Source organism: Luedemannella flava, assembly GCF_039528515.1.
Classification (GTDB): domain Bacteria; phylum Actinomycetota; class Actinomycetes; order Mycobacteriales; family Micromonosporaceae; genus Luedemannella; species Luedemannella flava.
The window spans coordinates 17019-31032 of sequence record NZ_BAAALT010000127.1 but is presented as its reverse complement, the minus strand read 5'-3'; the positions used below and the strand labels follow the sequence as shown (position 1 = coordinate 31032).

General features: G+C 74.1%; 12 protein-coding genes. 6 read left to right on the top strand and 6 right to left on the bottom strand.

Annotated elements, in window-relative coordinates; translation table 11 throughout:
• Positions 1–9 precede the first annotated feature (9 nt).
• Positions 10–684 (bottom strand): response regulator transcription factor, encoded by a 675-nt coding sequence (locus ABD211_RS20155; protein ID WP_344134058.1) that lies wholly within the window; start codon positions 682–684, stop codon positions 10–12.
• Positions 681–1814: a sensor histidine kinase gene (locus ABD211_RS20150; RefSeq protein ID WP_344134055.1), complete on the bottom strand. Its 1134-nt coding sequence runs from the start codon at positions 1812–1814 to the stop codon at positions 681–683. Before ABD211_RS20150 ends, ABD211_RS20155 begins: the two co-directional genes overlap by 4 nt.
• 60 nt (positions 1815–1874) lie before the next feature.
• On the opposite strand from ABD211_RS20150, the gene ABD211_RS20145 reads away from it, so the two are divergent.
• Positions 1875–3227 (top strand): SWIM zinc finger family protein, encoded by a 1353-nt coding sequence (locus tag ABD211_RS20145; protein WP_344134052.1) that lies wholly within the window; start codon positions 1875–1877, stop codon positions 3225–3227.
• Entirely contained in the window at positions 3224–5893 is a 2670-nt protein-coding gene (locus ABD211_RS20140) for a DUF7824 domain-containing protein (protein ID WP_344134049.1), read from the top strand. Before ABD211_RS20145 ends, ABD211_RS20140 begins: the two co-directional genes overlap by 4 nt.
• Before the next feature lie 282 nt (positions 5894–6175).
• Here the strand turns inward: ABD211_RS20140 and ABD211_RS20135 are convergent, their stop codons facing one another.
• Positions 6176–6562 carry a protease inhibitor I9 family protein gene (locus ABD211_RS20135; RefSeq protein WP_344134277.1) on the bottom strand — a complete coding sequence of 129 codons (387 nt, stop codon included), beginning with the start codon at positions 6560–6562 and terminating at the stop codon, positions 6176–6178.
• A gap of 314 nt (positions 6563–6876) precedes the next feature.
• On the opposite strand from ABD211_RS20135, the gene ABD211_RS20130 reads away from it, so the two are divergent.
• The 3 genes from ABD211_RS20130 to ABD211_RS20120 all read left to right on the top strand — a co-directional run bounded on the left by ABD211_RS20130 (position 6877) and on the right by ABD211_RS20120 (position 9251).
• Complete coding sequence (locus ABD211_RS20130; protein WP_344134046.1) at positions 6877–7737, top strand: metallophosphoesterase family protein; 861 nt, start codon at positions 6877–6879, stop codon at positions 7735–7737.
• 66 nt (positions 7738–7803) lie between these two features.
• Positions 7804–8145 (top strand): PadR family transcriptional regulator, encoded by a 342-nt coding sequence (locus ABD211_RS20125; protein WP_344134043.1) that lies wholly within the window; start codon positions 7804–7806, stop codon positions 8143–8145.
• Positions 8142–9251 (top strand): hypothetical protein, encoded by a 1110-nt coding sequence (locus ABD211_RS20120; protein ID WP_344134040.1) that lies wholly within the window; start codon positions 8142–8144, stop codon positions 9249–9251. The genes ABD211_RS20125 and ABD211_RS20120 overlap by 4 nt, the downstream gene beginning before the upstream one ends.
• On the opposite strand, the gene bioD is transcribed toward ABD211_RS20120, so the two are convergent.
• Positions 9248–9967 (bottom strand): dethiobiotin synthase, encoded by a 720-nt coding sequence (gene bioD, locus ABD211_RS20115; protein ID WP_425560468.1) that lies wholly within the window; start codon positions 9965–9967, stop codon positions 9248–9250. The genes ABD211_RS20120 and bioD overlap by 4 nt on opposite strands.
• Positions 9964–11256 carry an adenosylmethionine--8-amino-7-oxononanoate transaminase gene (locus ABD211_RS20110; protein ID WP_344134034.1) on the bottom strand — a complete coding sequence of 431 codons (1293 nt, stop codon included), beginning with the start codon at positions 11254–11256 and terminating at the stop codon, positions 9964–9966. Before ABD211_RS20110 ends, bioD begins: the two co-directional genes overlap by 4 nt.
• Before the next feature lie 103 nt (positions 11257–11359).
• On the opposite strand from ABD211_RS20110, the gene ABD211_RS20105 reads away from it, so the two are divergent.
• Complete coding sequence (locus tag ABD211_RS20105) at positions 11360–12700, top strand: condensation domain-containing protein (protein WP_344134031.1); 1341 nt, start codon at positions 11360–11362, stop codon at positions 12698–12700.
• On the opposite strand, the gene ABD211_RS20100 is transcribed toward ABD211_RS20105, so the two are convergent.
• Entirely contained in the window at positions 12681–14012 is a 1332-nt protein-coding gene (locus ABD211_RS20100; RefSeq protein ID WP_344134028.1) for a protein kinase domain-containing protein, read from the bottom strand. The genes ABD211_RS20105 and ABD211_RS20100 overlap by 20 nt on opposite strands.
• Positions 14013–14014: the final 2 nt, after the last annotated feature.

Sequence of the window (14014 nt, the reverse complement as noted above, 5' to 3'; positions counted from 1 at the left end):
AGATCGCGCCTACGTCGGGTGTGTACCCGGGTGGACCAGGCCGCACTGGTACGCCAGCACGACGAGCTGGGCACGGTCGCGCGCGTTCAGCTTCGTCATGGCCCGGCTGACGTGGGTGCGCACGGTCGCCGGGCTGACGAAGAACTCCGTGGCGATCTCGTCGTTGGACCGTCCCTCGGCGACCCGGACCACGACCTCCCGTTCCCGCCCGGTCAGCGCCGCCATCGCGGCGGGTACGGCGTCGTCGCGGGCCGGGGTCGGCGCGACGAACGAGGCGATCAGCCGGCGGGTCACCCCGGGCGACAACAGGGCGTCACCGGCGGCCACCACGCGGACCGCCCGCACGAGCTCGGCCGGCAGGGTGTGCTTGACCAGGAACCCGCTCGCGCCGGCGCGCAGGGCGTCAAAGACGTACTCGTCCAGGTCGAACGTCGTCAGGATCAGCACCCGGACGTCGGCCAGGCGCGCGTCGGTGGCGATGCGCCTGGTCGCGGCGATGCCGTCGATGCCGGGCATCCGGATGTCCATGAGCACCACGTCCGGCACCGTCTCGGCCACGACCGTGACGGCCGCGAGCCCGTCCGCGGCCTCCCCCACCACCTCGATGTCCGGCTCAAGCTCGAGCAGCGCCCGGAACCCGGCGCGGACCAGGACCTGGTCGTCGGCCAGCACGACGCGGATCATCGCGGCGCCGGCCAGTGCGCGACGACCGCGAAGCCACCGCCCGGGCGTGGGCCGGCCGACAGTGACCCGCCGGTCGCCTCGGCCCGCTCCCGCATCCCGGGGATGCCGACCCCGGAGCCCGCACCGGGCGCCGCCGCGCCCCCGTCGTCGGTCACCTCCACCCGCAGGCCGCCGCCCTCCCCGTAGGTCACCGCCACCCGGGCGTTCGCGGCGCCGGCGTGCCGGGCCACGTTCGTGAGCGACTCCTGAACGATCCGGTACACCGCCAGGGCGACCGGCGAGCTGACCGCGTCCGGCGCCGGTTCGACCAGCAGGTCGACCGCGGTGCCGGCCGACTCCGCGGTGCGCACCAGGTCGGCCAGGTCGGCCAGGCCGGGCGTGGGTGCCGTCGGCGCACCGTGGCGCAGCACCCGCACCATCGTGTTGAGCTCGTCGAGGACGTCCCCGCTCACCTTCCGGACCACCTCCAACGCCTCCTTCGCCAGGTCGGGGCGCACGTCGATCACCTGCCCCGCCATGCCGGCCTGCACGTTGATGGCGGCCATCGCGTGCGCGACGGTGTCGTGCAGGTCGCGGGCGAGCCGCAGGCGTTCGTCGCGCGATCGCGCCTCCGCCGTCAGGCGGTCGCGTTCCAGCCGCGCCGCGCGCCGGTCGCGCATCCCACGCACCGCGTCCGCCGCGAACACCGCCGCCGCGGACCATCCGACGAACGCCACGTCCACCAGGCCCGGACCGCCGTCCGCCACGGCGCCGGCGACGACCACCACGGCCGCCAGGCCCGCCGCGACCGGGTAGGCGAGCCGCCGGGAACGGGTCGCGCCGAGCGCGTAGACCGTGGCGAGCGCGGTCAGCAGCACCGGGCCGTCCGGGTAGTGCCGGCCGGCGTACACGGCGAGGGCGACCGGCACCACGGTCGCGGCGAGGGGCCACCGCCATGCCGCGGCGACGGCCACGCCCGCGCCCACGGCCACCACCTGGGCGAGCGCGTCGGCGGGCCGCTCGCCGGCGTCCGGCGGCACCTTCGCCGTGCCGACGACGACCAGGGCCGTGCCCAGCAGCCAGCCCGCCGCCCGGACCAGGGTCGCGATCGTCACCGGCCCATCCTGCATGCCGGCGGGCACTGCCGGCATCCGCACCACGTTGAGATCGCGGGCTGTCGGTTGTCGGTGGTGGGTCGTAAGGTCGCCGCCATGTCGACCGCAACCTATACATACCTGCGCCCGTCCGGCCTCGCCGACGGCGGGCTGACGCTGCAGACCTCCGGCGGCGTGGCGCAGCGCGAGCCCGTCGCGCACCCCCGGTTCTTCAGCGGTTTCGTCACCACCGCCGAGCCGGTGGCGGCCGGCCTGCTCGCGGTCGCCGAGGTGGCCCGCACCCGCTACTTCCAGCCGTTGAACCCGCGCAGCCTCGACCCGGTGGTCACGGGCAGCCGCGACCGGCTGCGCTTCGAGTCGTTCTCCGGCTGCTGCGGCGTCTACGCCCGGATGGACGTGCTGCCCGCCGCGCTCGACGGCGAGACACCCGATCACGGCACGACCAATGTGGACGTCAACGCCCCGTTGCGCACGGCGCTCGCCCGGGTCGCCGGCTCGTCCGCCCTGCGCCTCGACGTCGGCCCCGACGACCTGACCGTGACGACGATGCACGGCAGCGTGGTGGAGAAGAAGGTGCCGCTGCCGACCCGGTGGCTGCGCGGCTTCGCCGAGGTGCAGGTGATCGCGTCACGGTTCGACCCGCGCATCGAGGTGTCCGCCGCCGAGGCCACGGCGTTCCTGCGCCGCGTCGCCTCCCCCACCGACCGCACGGTCCTGTGGGTGGTCCCGTCGGGCCGCTCGCTGCGCCTCACCTCGCGACCCGTCCCCGGCGCCGTGTGCCTGCCCGGGCAGGGCCGGTTGGCCGCGCTGCGGCCGCTGCTGCGGTTCGCGACCACGCTGCGCGCCTACGGCCCGCCGGTGACCGCCGGCAGCGCGCCTGTGGCGAGCACCTGGGAGCTGCAGACGCCCACGGTCCGGGTGTCGCTGACGCTGTCGCCGGAGCCCGCGCGCGGCTTCTCCGGCGAGGGCGCCGTGCTCACCGCGCTGGCCACCGACGAGGCGCAGGCCGACGCCGACCTGGTCGGCGTCCTGCTGGCGTGGGATCCGACGGTCGACGTCGACGCGCTCGCCGCCGGCTCGGCCCTGCCCGCCGACCGGGTCCGCGCCGCGCTCACCCAGCTCGGCACCGCCGGCCGGGTCGGCTACGACGTGTCCGAGGCGGCGTACTTCCACCGTGTCCTCCCCTACGACGCGGCGGCCGCCGCGAAGCTCAACCCCCGCCTGATCGGGGCACGCCAGCTGGTCGCGGGCGGCGCGGTCGAGCTCGGCGACAACACCGCCCGGGTACGCAGCGGCGACGAGCGCTACGACGTGACGATCGTCGACGGCTCCCCGGCCACGTGCACGTGCCCCTGGTGGGCGAAGTACCGCGGCGGCCGCGGCCCCTGCAAGCACGCCCTCGCCGTCGGCATGGTCCTCACCGGCGACCGCGAAGAGGTGCACGCATGAGCGACGTGTTCGCCAAGGAAGTCATGGTGCTCGTCGGTAAGGGGAAGACCGGCGAGGTCATCGAGGCGATGCGCGGGGCCACCGCCGAGCAGCGGAAGGCCGTGGCGGCCGCCGTGGTGGAGGAGGTCGGCAAGTACGACCAGTGGGAGGCGTACCAGCGCCGGCAGAAGGTGCGGGCCGCCATCGTGGCGCGGGCCGCGAGCCTGCCCACCGCGAACCAGGTGGCGACCTGGCTGGGCCGGCGCACCTGGGGCATGGTCGACATGGACGTACCGGCGGTCGTCACGGTCCTGACGCAGCGGGAGGTGCCGTGGCTACCCGAGGTGGCGCAGCGCCTCAACGACGGCATGACCTCCCGCAACCGCGATGACCGCTGGCCCCTCATCGCGGCGCTCGTACGCGCGACGGGCGTCCCGGTCCCGACCGGGGACCAGTTCGTGCTCGGCTGGCTCGAGTCGATCTTCGATTGGCAGCACACCCGCGAGCGGGGGGCACGCGGGGCGCTGCGCGACGACCCGTTCCGCGAGTCGTTGCTGCCCCGGGTCTTCGAGGTGGACGACGCCGGCGCGATCATGACGCCCAACTCCTGGATCGTGAGGTACGAGCAACGCGACCTTGCCGACCTCGGCGTGCTGGCGTTCGCCGAACTCGCCGAGGAGGGCCTGGTGGAGCGGGCGATGCTGCTCGACGGCTGCCTGAGCCGGTTCCTCAAGGGCGACCGGCCCGCCTCGATGGGCGCCTTCGTGGCGCTCCACGACGCCCTCGCGCCGACGCTCGACGAGATCGCGGAGCGGCACGAGGACTACGCCCGCGTGCTGCCCGTCGCCTCTGGGCCGGTGGCGACCCTCGCGCAGAAGGCGCTGCGCGCCCTCGACGACGCCGGCCGCCTCGACGCGGAGGTCGTCCTGCAGGCCGGGCGGGACATCCTCTTCCGGCCCGAGCGCGGGCTCGTGCGTACGCAACTGTCCTGGCTGGACCGCACGGCCAAGCGCCGGCCCGCGCACGCCGCCGACGTCGTCCGGGTGGTCGCGGGCGCGTTCGGCTATCCCGCCCTGGACATGCAGGAACGCGCCCTCGCCATCGTCGGCCGGCACCTGGGCGCCTGCGACGCCGACGTGCGGGCCGAGCTGGCCGGCGCCGCCGGGTCGCTCGAGGCGGACCTGGGCGCCCGCGCCCGCGAACTGCTGGGCGTCGGTTCTGTCGACGTGGTCGCCGGGTCGTGGGACGACCCGGCACCGCCCGCCGGGGCGCCGGCGCGGCGACCCATGCCGGCGCCGATCGCGTCGCCGGCCGAGCTGGCCGCCGAGGTGACGGCCCTGCTGAGCGGCGGCGCCGACGCGGTCGCGTGGGAGCGGGTGCTGGCCGCGACCGTGTCGCTGGCGGGCGACCGGGCGGCGCTGCACGACTGTCTGCTGCCCGTACTCGAACGTGGTGTTTCGTATTTTCACCGGTCGCATCTCGACCACGTGGTGCTGGAACAGTTCCTCGGCCTGACGCTGCGCGCGGTCATCCACGAGCCGGTGCAGGACAGCTGGCGGGCGGTCGTCGAGACGATCGGCTGGCTCGCGACCACGGACAAGCCGCAGGAGAAGACCTGGCGCAACGTGCCCGCCCCGCACTTCCTGCTCATCCGGCGGGTGGCCGAGATCGGGCACCGGATCGACCGGCAGCCCGTTCCGGCGCTCGTCGCCACGCCGACCAGCACCACGGGCCACGTTGACGCGGCCGTTCTCGTCGAGCGGATCGAGGCCGCCGAGCGGGCCGGCTGGGAGCCGTGGCCGGTGGACTTCGCCCAGGCGCTGCTGCGCCTGCCGCGCGAGGCCGATCCGGAAGCGGCGGCACGGGCGGCCCGGCTCACGTCCGCCGCCGGCCGCCGGCTCGCCGCCCGCCTGGCCGCCGGACCACCGGCGGATCCCGTGGTCGAGCGGGCCGTGCGCAGACGCGTCCGCCACTGGTGGACGTCCCAGAACGCCGAGCGGGAGATGCCGATCATGCGCCTCCTCCCGGGCGAGTCGACGGGCGACCCGACGTACGACGCGCTGTTCCACACCGCCAGCGCAGGGGAGCGTTGGCCGAGCTGGTCCGGCAGCCAGCCCCTCTGGCCCGCGGTCCTGCCGTCACACCGGGAGGTCGTCGCCGCGCACCTGCTGCCCGACCTCGCGATCGGGGCTGAGCTCGGCAACGACGACCCCGCCCGGGCGCTGCCCGTCGTCGCCGAGTGCGCCGGGCCGTGCGGTCCGGCGACGGCCCTGGCCCTGGCGTACGCGCTCGGGTCGGCCCGGGAGTCGACCCGCATCACCGGGGTGGACGCGGCTCTCACCCTGGCCGCCACCGGTGACCTCGACGGCACGGCGATCGGCGACGCGCTCGCCGCCCAGCTCGCGGCGGAGACGACCAAGGTCGTACGGGTGGTCACGGCGCTGACGGAGCTGTTCAACGCCGGCCAGTCCGCCGCCGCGTGGGCGATCGCCGCCCGGATCCTCGCGGCGGTCCTCCCGTCGCCGAAGGCACCGCCGGGCACCCCGGACCTGCTGGCGCTCGCGTCGCGGGCGGTCGCCGGCCGCACCGACGTCGCGCCCCTGCCGGAACTCGGCCCGGTCGCCGCCCGCACCGGCAGCAGCCGCCTGGTCACCGAGGCCCGCCGCCTGCAGCGTCTGCTGCCCTGACCGCGCACTGCGGCGGGAAACCGCCCCGGGAAGGGCCGTTCCCCGCCGCGGTCGCGGGTTACTGCACCGGGATGTCGCCGTTCTGGCCCCATTGGACGGTCCGGAACAGGCGGGCGTGGAAGTTGCCGTTCGAGGGGCGCCAGACCGCGATGTCGGCCATGCCGTCGCCGTCGAAGTCGCCCGTGATCGGCTTGTCGCCGGCCTGGCCCCACTGGATGTTCCAGAAGAGGCGGGCGTACCGTGCCGTCCGACGGGCGCCACACGCCGACGTCCGTCACGCCGTCACCGTTGCAGTCGGCGTGCACCGGAACGTCGCCACTCTGACCCCACTGCACGGTCGCGATCCCGTTGACGTACCAGGTGCCGTTCGGTGTCCAGCGGCAGGCTGCGCTGGTTGACCCGGTCGAGGCCCCAGCTCGCGGCGGTCTCCTCGACCGAGACGGTCACGTCCGCCTCGACGTAGGCGACCGCGGGGTCGCTGCGGACCTCGGCGAGCGCCGCGTCGGACAGCTTCGCGGAGAAGCCGTTGATCGACTTACCGTCCTTGTGGGCGATGCGACCGCCCCGACCCTTGGCGCCGTCCTCGACCCGCTCGCCGACGGTCGCGCTCGTGCCGTCCTTGTAGACGACGATGTACTGGCCCGCGACCACGTCGCGGCCGGCCGGCACCTTCAACGGCGCGAGCGCGCCACCCCCGGGTCGGCCAGTGCCGGGGTCGCCGTGGCCGCCGAGGCGATGACCAGGGCGCCGACCAGCAATGCCCGCGCCAACCTGACTTGTCGAATCCGCACACGTCCTCCTTGGTGAGTCCGGTACGGCACACGTGCCGTACCGGGGCCGTCACGGCCAGAGACTAATGCTCATGAATCGATGCGTCCGAAGCCGGGGATGTTGGACGGGGTCGGACGGTGAAAATCGGACATGCACGGATCCGTCGTGATCGGCTACGGTGGCGCGACACGACTGGCTTAGGGGGACTCGCCGTGCCGAAGCGCATCCTGCACCTGTCCGACCCGCACCTGACCGCGAGCGGTTTCGACGAGGACGGTGTGGCCAGCACCGCGGCGCTGGAACGGATCCTGTTCGACGCCCGGTTCGTGCCGGACCTGGACCTCGTCGTCGTCACCGGCGACGTCGCCGACGACGGGTCGGCGCAGGGCTGTGCCGAGGTGCGTGCCCGGGTCGGCGCGTTCGCCGCCGAACGCGGCATCCCGCACGTCTACTGCACCGGCAACCACGACACCCGCGACGGCTTCGGCGTCGCGCTCGGCACCGGCCACTTCGACGGCGGCGGCGCCGGCGTCGGCGAGCCCGGCCCCGCCGGCGAACGTGCCGCCGTCAGCCATGTCGGCGATCTGCGTGTGATCACGCTGGACAGCCTCATCCCGGGCCAGACCCACGGCGTCGTCTCCGACGCGCAGCTGGCCTGGCTACGGGAGATCCTCGCGACCCCGGCCGACGGCGGGTCGATCGTGTTGCTGCACCACCCGCCCATCGCCCCGTCGCCCCAGCTGGCCGCGGCCGGCCTACGGAACCCGGACCAGCTCGGCGACGCGATCGCGGGCACCGACGTGCAGGCCGTCCTGTGCGGCCACTTCCACCTGCAGCTCTCCGGCACCCTGCGCGGCGTGCCGGTCTGGGCCACGCCGGGCATCGTGACCCGCATCGACCTGACCGCTCCCGCGCACGTCATCCGGATCGTGAAGGGCGCGGGGGCGTCAGTCGTGGAGCTCGGCGGCCCGAGCTCACCGCTGTGCTACACCCTGCAGGCCCGCGACCCGGAAGCCGGCGCCCTGATCCTCGAGATCGACACTGTCACCGGCGATCGCGTCACCGACGCCTGACCTGCCCGACGGGGCTGTTCCGCTATGGCCGGTTGTATATATCGGCAAGACGTATATTCTCTGTCCATGGCAGACCTGACACTGACCGAGCCGGCCTTCCTGGTCCTGACCGCGCTGGCCGCCGGCCCGCAGCACGGCTACGGCGTGATCGAGGACGTGTCCCGCATCTCGGAGGGGGACGTGCGGCTGCACGCGGGGACGCTCTACGCGGTGCTGGACCGGCTCCGCACCGGGGGGATGATCGAAGTGGACCGGGAGGAGATCGTGCAGTCACGACTGCGGCGTTACTACCGGCTGACCGGCGCCGGCGCCGAGCGGCTCACCGTCGAGGCGCAACGCCTCCAGCGGCACGCCAAGGCCGCCGACCGCCGGTTGCGGCAACTGCGCGCGGCGGGAGGTGCCGCGTGAGCGAGAAATTGGAGCGCCGCTACCGCCGCCTGCTCGCGTGGTATCCCGAGAACCACCGCGAGGAGTACGGCGACGAGATGCTCGCCGTGCTGCTGACAGGCGCCGCCGAGGGACAGACCCGGCCGAGGTTCGGCGAGACCGTCGACGTGCTCCGCGCCGCGCTCAGCGCGCGGGTCGCCACCGGCTCCGCGGCGCTGAAGGACCGCCGGTGGGCCGACGCGTCGGGTGCGCTGAGCGTGCTCGTGCCGTTGGCGCTGCTCGCGGCGTACCTGGGGCCGATGCTCGCCAGAGCCGTGTGGCAGGTGCGCACCGAGATGGTGACGGTCGCGTTCGGCTTCCGGCCGCACGTGTGGGTGGTCACCCTGGTGCTGCTGACGATGGCGGTGGCGGCGCTGCTGGGCCGGCGGGTCATCGCGGCGTTGGCGGCCTGGGCCGTGACCGGCCTCCTCGCGACTCAGGCGGCCATCACCTACGTCAGCTACCCGGTGGACATGCTCCAGATGGTGCCGGTCGTCGTCCTCGTCGCCGTGACGGCGGCCGCGCTCACGGTGTCCGGCGTGGGCCGGGGCGGCCTGGCCACGCTCGGCCACAGGCAGACCATCTGGTACGTCCTGGCCCTGCTCCTCGTTGGACTGACACCGGCGATCACGCCGCTGACCGCGCGGATCGAGCAGTTTCCGGGCGGCTACTCGGCGATGCTGTGGCCCGGCGGCCTCTACTTCATGGACCCCGTCCTCTCGCGGTACACCAATGGGGACGGCCTGAGCTTCATCGCGGTGCCCGTGCTCCTCGTGGCCGCCATCCTCGGCCTGACCGCCCTCGCGCGCACTGCCGGGCCGGTCCGTCGCCGGCTGGTCGTCGCCGTCGCCCCGGCGGTGTCCATGGTCCCGCTCATCGACACCGGCTTCGCGGGGTACATGGTGTCGACAGTCCGGTTCGACCCGCCCGTGCCGCTGGTGACCGGGCAATGGGTGGTGCTGGCGGTGGCGCCGCTGCTCGTGTTCGCCATCGGCGCCGCGTGGGTGCAACGGCACGAGAGCACACTGCAGCTCGTCGAGCTGGGCCGGGCCGCGCGGCGCGCGGCCCGGAAGACGACGGACGGCTAGGACAGCAGCGGCCAGGAGCCGCCGAGCACGGGATCGAGGGCGGCACGGGCGGCGTCGAGGAACGCCGGCCGGGCCGCCCCGCCCAGCTTCTCCGGCAGCACGCCGAGCAGCGGCGCGGCCGCCACCCCGGACAGGTCGGCGAGGTTGCAGGCGGCCGCCAGGTCGGGCCCGGCCGGGAAGCTGCCGACGACCACGCCGAGGCAGTCCAGGCCCCGCACGCGCAGCGCCTCGCAGGTCAGCGCCGTCGCGTTCAGCGTGCCGAGCCCGGCCGCGGCGACCACCAGCACCGGCGCGCGCAGCTCCATGGCCAGGTGGCCCAGGTTCGTGCCCACCTCGTCGAACCACACGAGCAGCCCACCGGCCCCCTCGACCAGCACCAGGTCGTGCGTGGCGGCGAGCCCTCGCACGCCCGCGACCACCTCGTCGAGGTCGATCGGCGCCAGGCCGGCCCGGCGCGCGGCCGTGGCCGGGGCGAGCGGATCGGGGTAGCGCGCGTACTCCACGCAGGTCACGTCGCCCGCCAGGCGGGCGACGTCCGCGAGGTCGCCCGGCTCCCCCGCCGCGATGCCCGTCTGGGCCGGCTTGACCACCGCGACGGTCGCGCCGTCGGCCAGGGCCAGGGCCGCGATCGCGGCCGTGGTGACGGTCTTGCCGACCTCCGTGCCGGTGCCCGTGACGACGAGGATGCCGCGGTAGCTCGTACTCCCCACGGTCAACCCTCCGATGCCGCGCGGCGCACCGCGGCGGTGATGCGCGCGAGGTCCGCGTCGTCCGTCACGAACGGCGGCATGGTGTAGATCAGGTCGCGGAAGGGACGCAGCCACACGCCCTCGGCGACGGCGGCGGCCGTCGCGGCGGCCATGTCGACGTCGTGGTCGAGCTGCACGACGCCGATGGCACCGAGCACCCGCACGTCACGCACACCGGGCAGGTCGCGCGCGGGCGCGAGGCCCTCGACCAGACCGGCCTCGATGCGCTTCACCGACCCCGCCCAGTCAGTGCTCAGCAGCAGGTCGACAGAGGCGTTGGCGACGGCCGAGGACAGCGGGTTGCCCATGAACGTCGGCCCGTGGGCCAGGACGGGCAGCTCGCCCCGGGAGATGCCGGCGGCGATCTCCGCGGTGCACAGCGCGGCGGCCATGCTCAGGTATCCGCCGGTCAGGGCCTTGCCGAGGCACATCACGTCGGGCGAGGTGGCCGCGTGGTCGGCGGCGAACAGCGCCCCGGTGCGACCGAACCCGGTCGCGATCTCGTCAAAGATCAGCAGAACGTCGTGCTCGCGGGTCACGTCGCGCAGCAGGCGCAGGTATGCGGGGTTGTGGAATCGCATGCCGCCGGCGCCCTGGACGACCGGCTCGACAATGACCGCGGCCAGTTCGTGGGCATGCGCGGCGATCAGGGCTTCCAGCGAGGCCGCATACGTGTCGTCGAGCGGGGCGCCGAAGCCCGCCGGCGGCTCCGGCGCGAAGATCTGCTCGGGCAGGACGCCGGTCCAGATGCGGTGCATGCCGCCGTCGGGGTCGCAGACGGACATGGGGTGGAACGTGTCGCCGTGGTAGCCGCCGCGCCAGGTGAGCAGGCGGCGCTTGGCGGGGCGGCCGGTCGAGCGGAAGTACTGCAGGCACATCTTGACGGCGACCTCGACGGACACCGAGCCGGAGTCGGCGAGGAACACGTGCCGCAGCGGCTCCGGGGTGATCTCGACCAGGGTGGTGGCGAGGCGGACGGCCGGCTCGTGGGTCAGCCCGCCGAACATCACGTGGCTCATGCGGCCGAGCTGGTCCTTCACGGCCTCATCGAGGACCGGGTGGCGGTAGCCGTGGATCGCCGCCCACCACGACGACATGCCGTCGACCAGCTCGTCGACGCCGCCGACGGGCTCCGCGAGCCGCAGCCGCACGCCCTCGGCCGACGCGACCACGAGCGGCGTCGACGTGCCCGGCATGGGCGCGTAGGGGTGCCAGACGTGCGCGCGGTCCAGTTCGATCAGGTCGCGAGGTTCCACCCGCCAGACGCTAGCCCACGAAGGCTTGTCAATGTCCGCGCGGCCGGCTTCCGGAACGCGTTCAGGCGATGAAATCGATTGACTTCGATTTTATAGTCCCGCCATGGTTGTTACCGAACGGATTCCTGTCCCTTTTCGTGGCGGCGACGCCGGCGAGGGCCCGCTGACCTGGGCGCAGCGCGACGTGGTCGAGGTGATGGCCCGCACCGGCCGCACCATGAACATCGGCGGGGCGGTGCCGCTGCCGCCGGGCGAGACGATCCGGGACGTGACGACCCTGTTCCGCTTCCTGGTGGAGCGGCACCCGTCCCTACGTACCCGCGTGCGGGTCGCCGACGACGGCACGCTGCGCCAGGTCGTGTCCGCGGCCGGCGAGCTCACCCTCGAGATCGTGGACGTCGCGGACGACGACGACCCGGCGGAGGTGACCGAGGCGACCCGGGTCCGCCACCAGCTCGCCCACTTCGACCGCGAACACGAGTGGCCCGTCCGGATGGCCGCGATCCGGCACCGGGGCGCGCTCACCCACCTCGTGGTGATGTACCACCACCTCGTCGTCGACGGGTTCGGCCTCGGCGCGCTCGTGGCGGACATGGTCCACCTGGACCGCGCCACCGGCACGGCCACCGCGCCGCCCGCCGGCACGACCGCGCTGGAGCTCGCCGAGCGCCAGGCCACCCCGGCCGAGCAGCGCCACAGCGCCCGGTCCCTGCGGCACTGGGAGGCGCTGCTGCGGGCGATCCCGCCGCACCGCTACACCGGCCCGAGGACGCCGGAACAGCCCCGGATCTGGGAGTTCGACGGGACGTCGCCCGCCATGCTGCTGGCCGCCCGCGCGATCGCGGCGCGCACCGGCGCCCCGACGAGCGCCGTGCTGCTCGCCGCCGCGGCGGTCGCGCTCGCCGCCGTCACCGGCGTGCGCCCGAGCGTGCTGCAGGTGCTGGTGGGCAACCGGTTCCGGCCCGGGCTGGCCGAGGCGGTGAGCAACGTACGCCAGTTCGGGCTGTGCGTCATCGACGTGACCGGCCCGTTCGACGAGGTCGTCGGCCGGGCGCGGGCGGCGGCGATGTCCGCGTACAAGCACGGCTACTACGACACGGTCGCCCACCTGGAGCTGCTCGACCGGATCGGCGAGGAGCGCGGCGCCGAGATCGACATCTCCTGCTACGTCAACGACCGGCGCGGCCCCGACCGGGAGGAGACCGGCCCGGCCCCGACCGCGACGGACGTGTGCGCCGCGCTGGCCCGTACGCGGTGGCGCTGGGGCGTGCGTGAGGACACCTACGACGGCACGTTCTACCTGCACTTCGAGGACGTACCCGACGCGGTCGAGCTGGCCATCTTCGCCGACACGGGCTTCCTGGCACCCGAACGGATCGAGGCCTGCGCCCGCGCCATGGAGGCCGTGGTCGTGACGGCCGTCCTCACGCCGGCGGAACCGTGATCTCTCCCTTTACGCTGCCGAAGTTGATCGTGCCCGGCCGGACGGCGAACGCCTGGCCGGGCTCGACCAGCCGGGCCTCCTCGCCGGTCGGCTGGGCGAACCACGCCGTCGTCGACTTGTTGCGCAGCACGACCCCGCTCGGCACCCGCGGGTGCACCTCGACGAGCGCGGCGGCCGTGTCGAAGTCGCGGTCGACCCCCAGGTGCGCGTTGCTGACCATCGCGTTGGGCACCAGGAGCACGGTGCTGCGCCCGCCGCGCAGCCGCAGGCTGGGCAGCGCCGGCATGACCCGGTTGCAGTGCCAGCAGCGGCGCTCCGGCTCGGCCGGGTCGAGCACGATCGCGGCCGTGCAGTGCGGGCAGACCGCGCACAGGTCCGACAGCGCCACGAACGTGTCCCGCCACGTGGTGGACAGCACCCGGCCGCCCAGCGTGGCGTCGCTGAGCCCGCGCGTGAACGCCTGGATGAACTGCCGCTGCACGAACCTCGGGTAGATCGGCCACCAGCGTTCCGGCCCGTCGCCGGCCACGGGGCGGTTCGCGTCGTCGTCGGGGTCGAAGGAGAACAGCGGCGCCTGGCCGTAGTAGACCAGCGCCAGCTCCTCGTCGGAGCGGCGCTGCCCGTCCCAGGTGAAGCCGTTCTCGACCCGCCGGCCGTCCAGCGGGTGACCGTGCATGAGCAGGTAGAACAGCAGCACGGCCAGCGAGTGCAGGTCGGTGGTGGTGGACGGCTTCTTCTCCCGGCGGATCACCTCGGGCGCCATGAACCGCAGCACGCCCCACACGGCCACGTGCCCGTCGTCGATGCCGACGTTGTCGTTGTCGAGGATCGCGATGTCGCCGCGCAGCGGGTCGACCCACAGGTTGCCGAAGTTGATGTCGCGGTAGCACAGGCCGGCGGCGTGCAGCGCGCCGAACGCCTCGGCGAGCTTGCGGCCGATGCGCGCCTTCGTCTGCAGGCCGAGCGGCTGCGGGTCGTTGACCACCTGCGCGAACGTGGTGAACCGCTTGTCCATCCACGGCATCACGTAGCCGAAGCCGCCGATCGTCGGCGAGGTCACCGTGTCGATCGGCCACAGGAACGTGGGGTGCGGGCAGGGCCGGCTGGTCAGGTCCTTGATCGCCGACCGCTGCGCGGGGCTGTCGGTGGTGCGCCGGTACCACTTCAGGGCCAGCGACGTGCCCGAGCCGAGGACGGCGCGGTGCACCACACCCTGCGCGCCCTCGCCGACGCGCTCGCCCACCTCCAGGGGCTCGCCGGTGCGGTCCAGTCGCAGGGAGTCGCCGCGCTCCGGCAGCTCCTTCGTGATCACCC

What these genes read in the sequence shown, in the direction of transcription:
- ABD211_RS20155 (WP_344134058.1), bottom strand. Translation starts at nt 684, where the DNA reads ATGATCCGCGTCGTGCTGGCCGACGACCAGGTCCTGGTCCGCGCCGGG.
- ABD211_RS20150 (WP_344134055.1), bottom strand. Translation starts at nt 1,814, where the DNA reads ATGCCGGCAGTGCCCGCCGGCATGCAGGATGGGCCGGTGACGATCGCG.
- ABD211_RS20145 (WP_344134052.1), top strand. Translation starts at nt 1,875, where the DNA reads ATGTCGACCGCAACCTATACATACCTGCGCCCGTCCGGCCTCGCCGAC.
- ABD211_RS20140 (WP_344134049.1), top strand. Translation starts at nt 3,224, where the DNA reads ATGAGCGACGTGTTCGCCAAGGAAGTCATGGTGCTCGTCGGTAAGGGG.
- ABD211_RS20125 (WP_344134043.1), top strand. Translation starts at nt 7,804, where the DNA reads ATGGCAGACCTGACACTGACCGAGCCGGCCTTCCTGGTCCTGACCGCG.
- ABD211_RS20105 (WP_344134031.1), top strand. Translation starts at nt 11,360, where the DNA reads ATGGTTGTTACCGAACGGATTCCTGTCCCTTTTCGTGGCGGCGACGCC.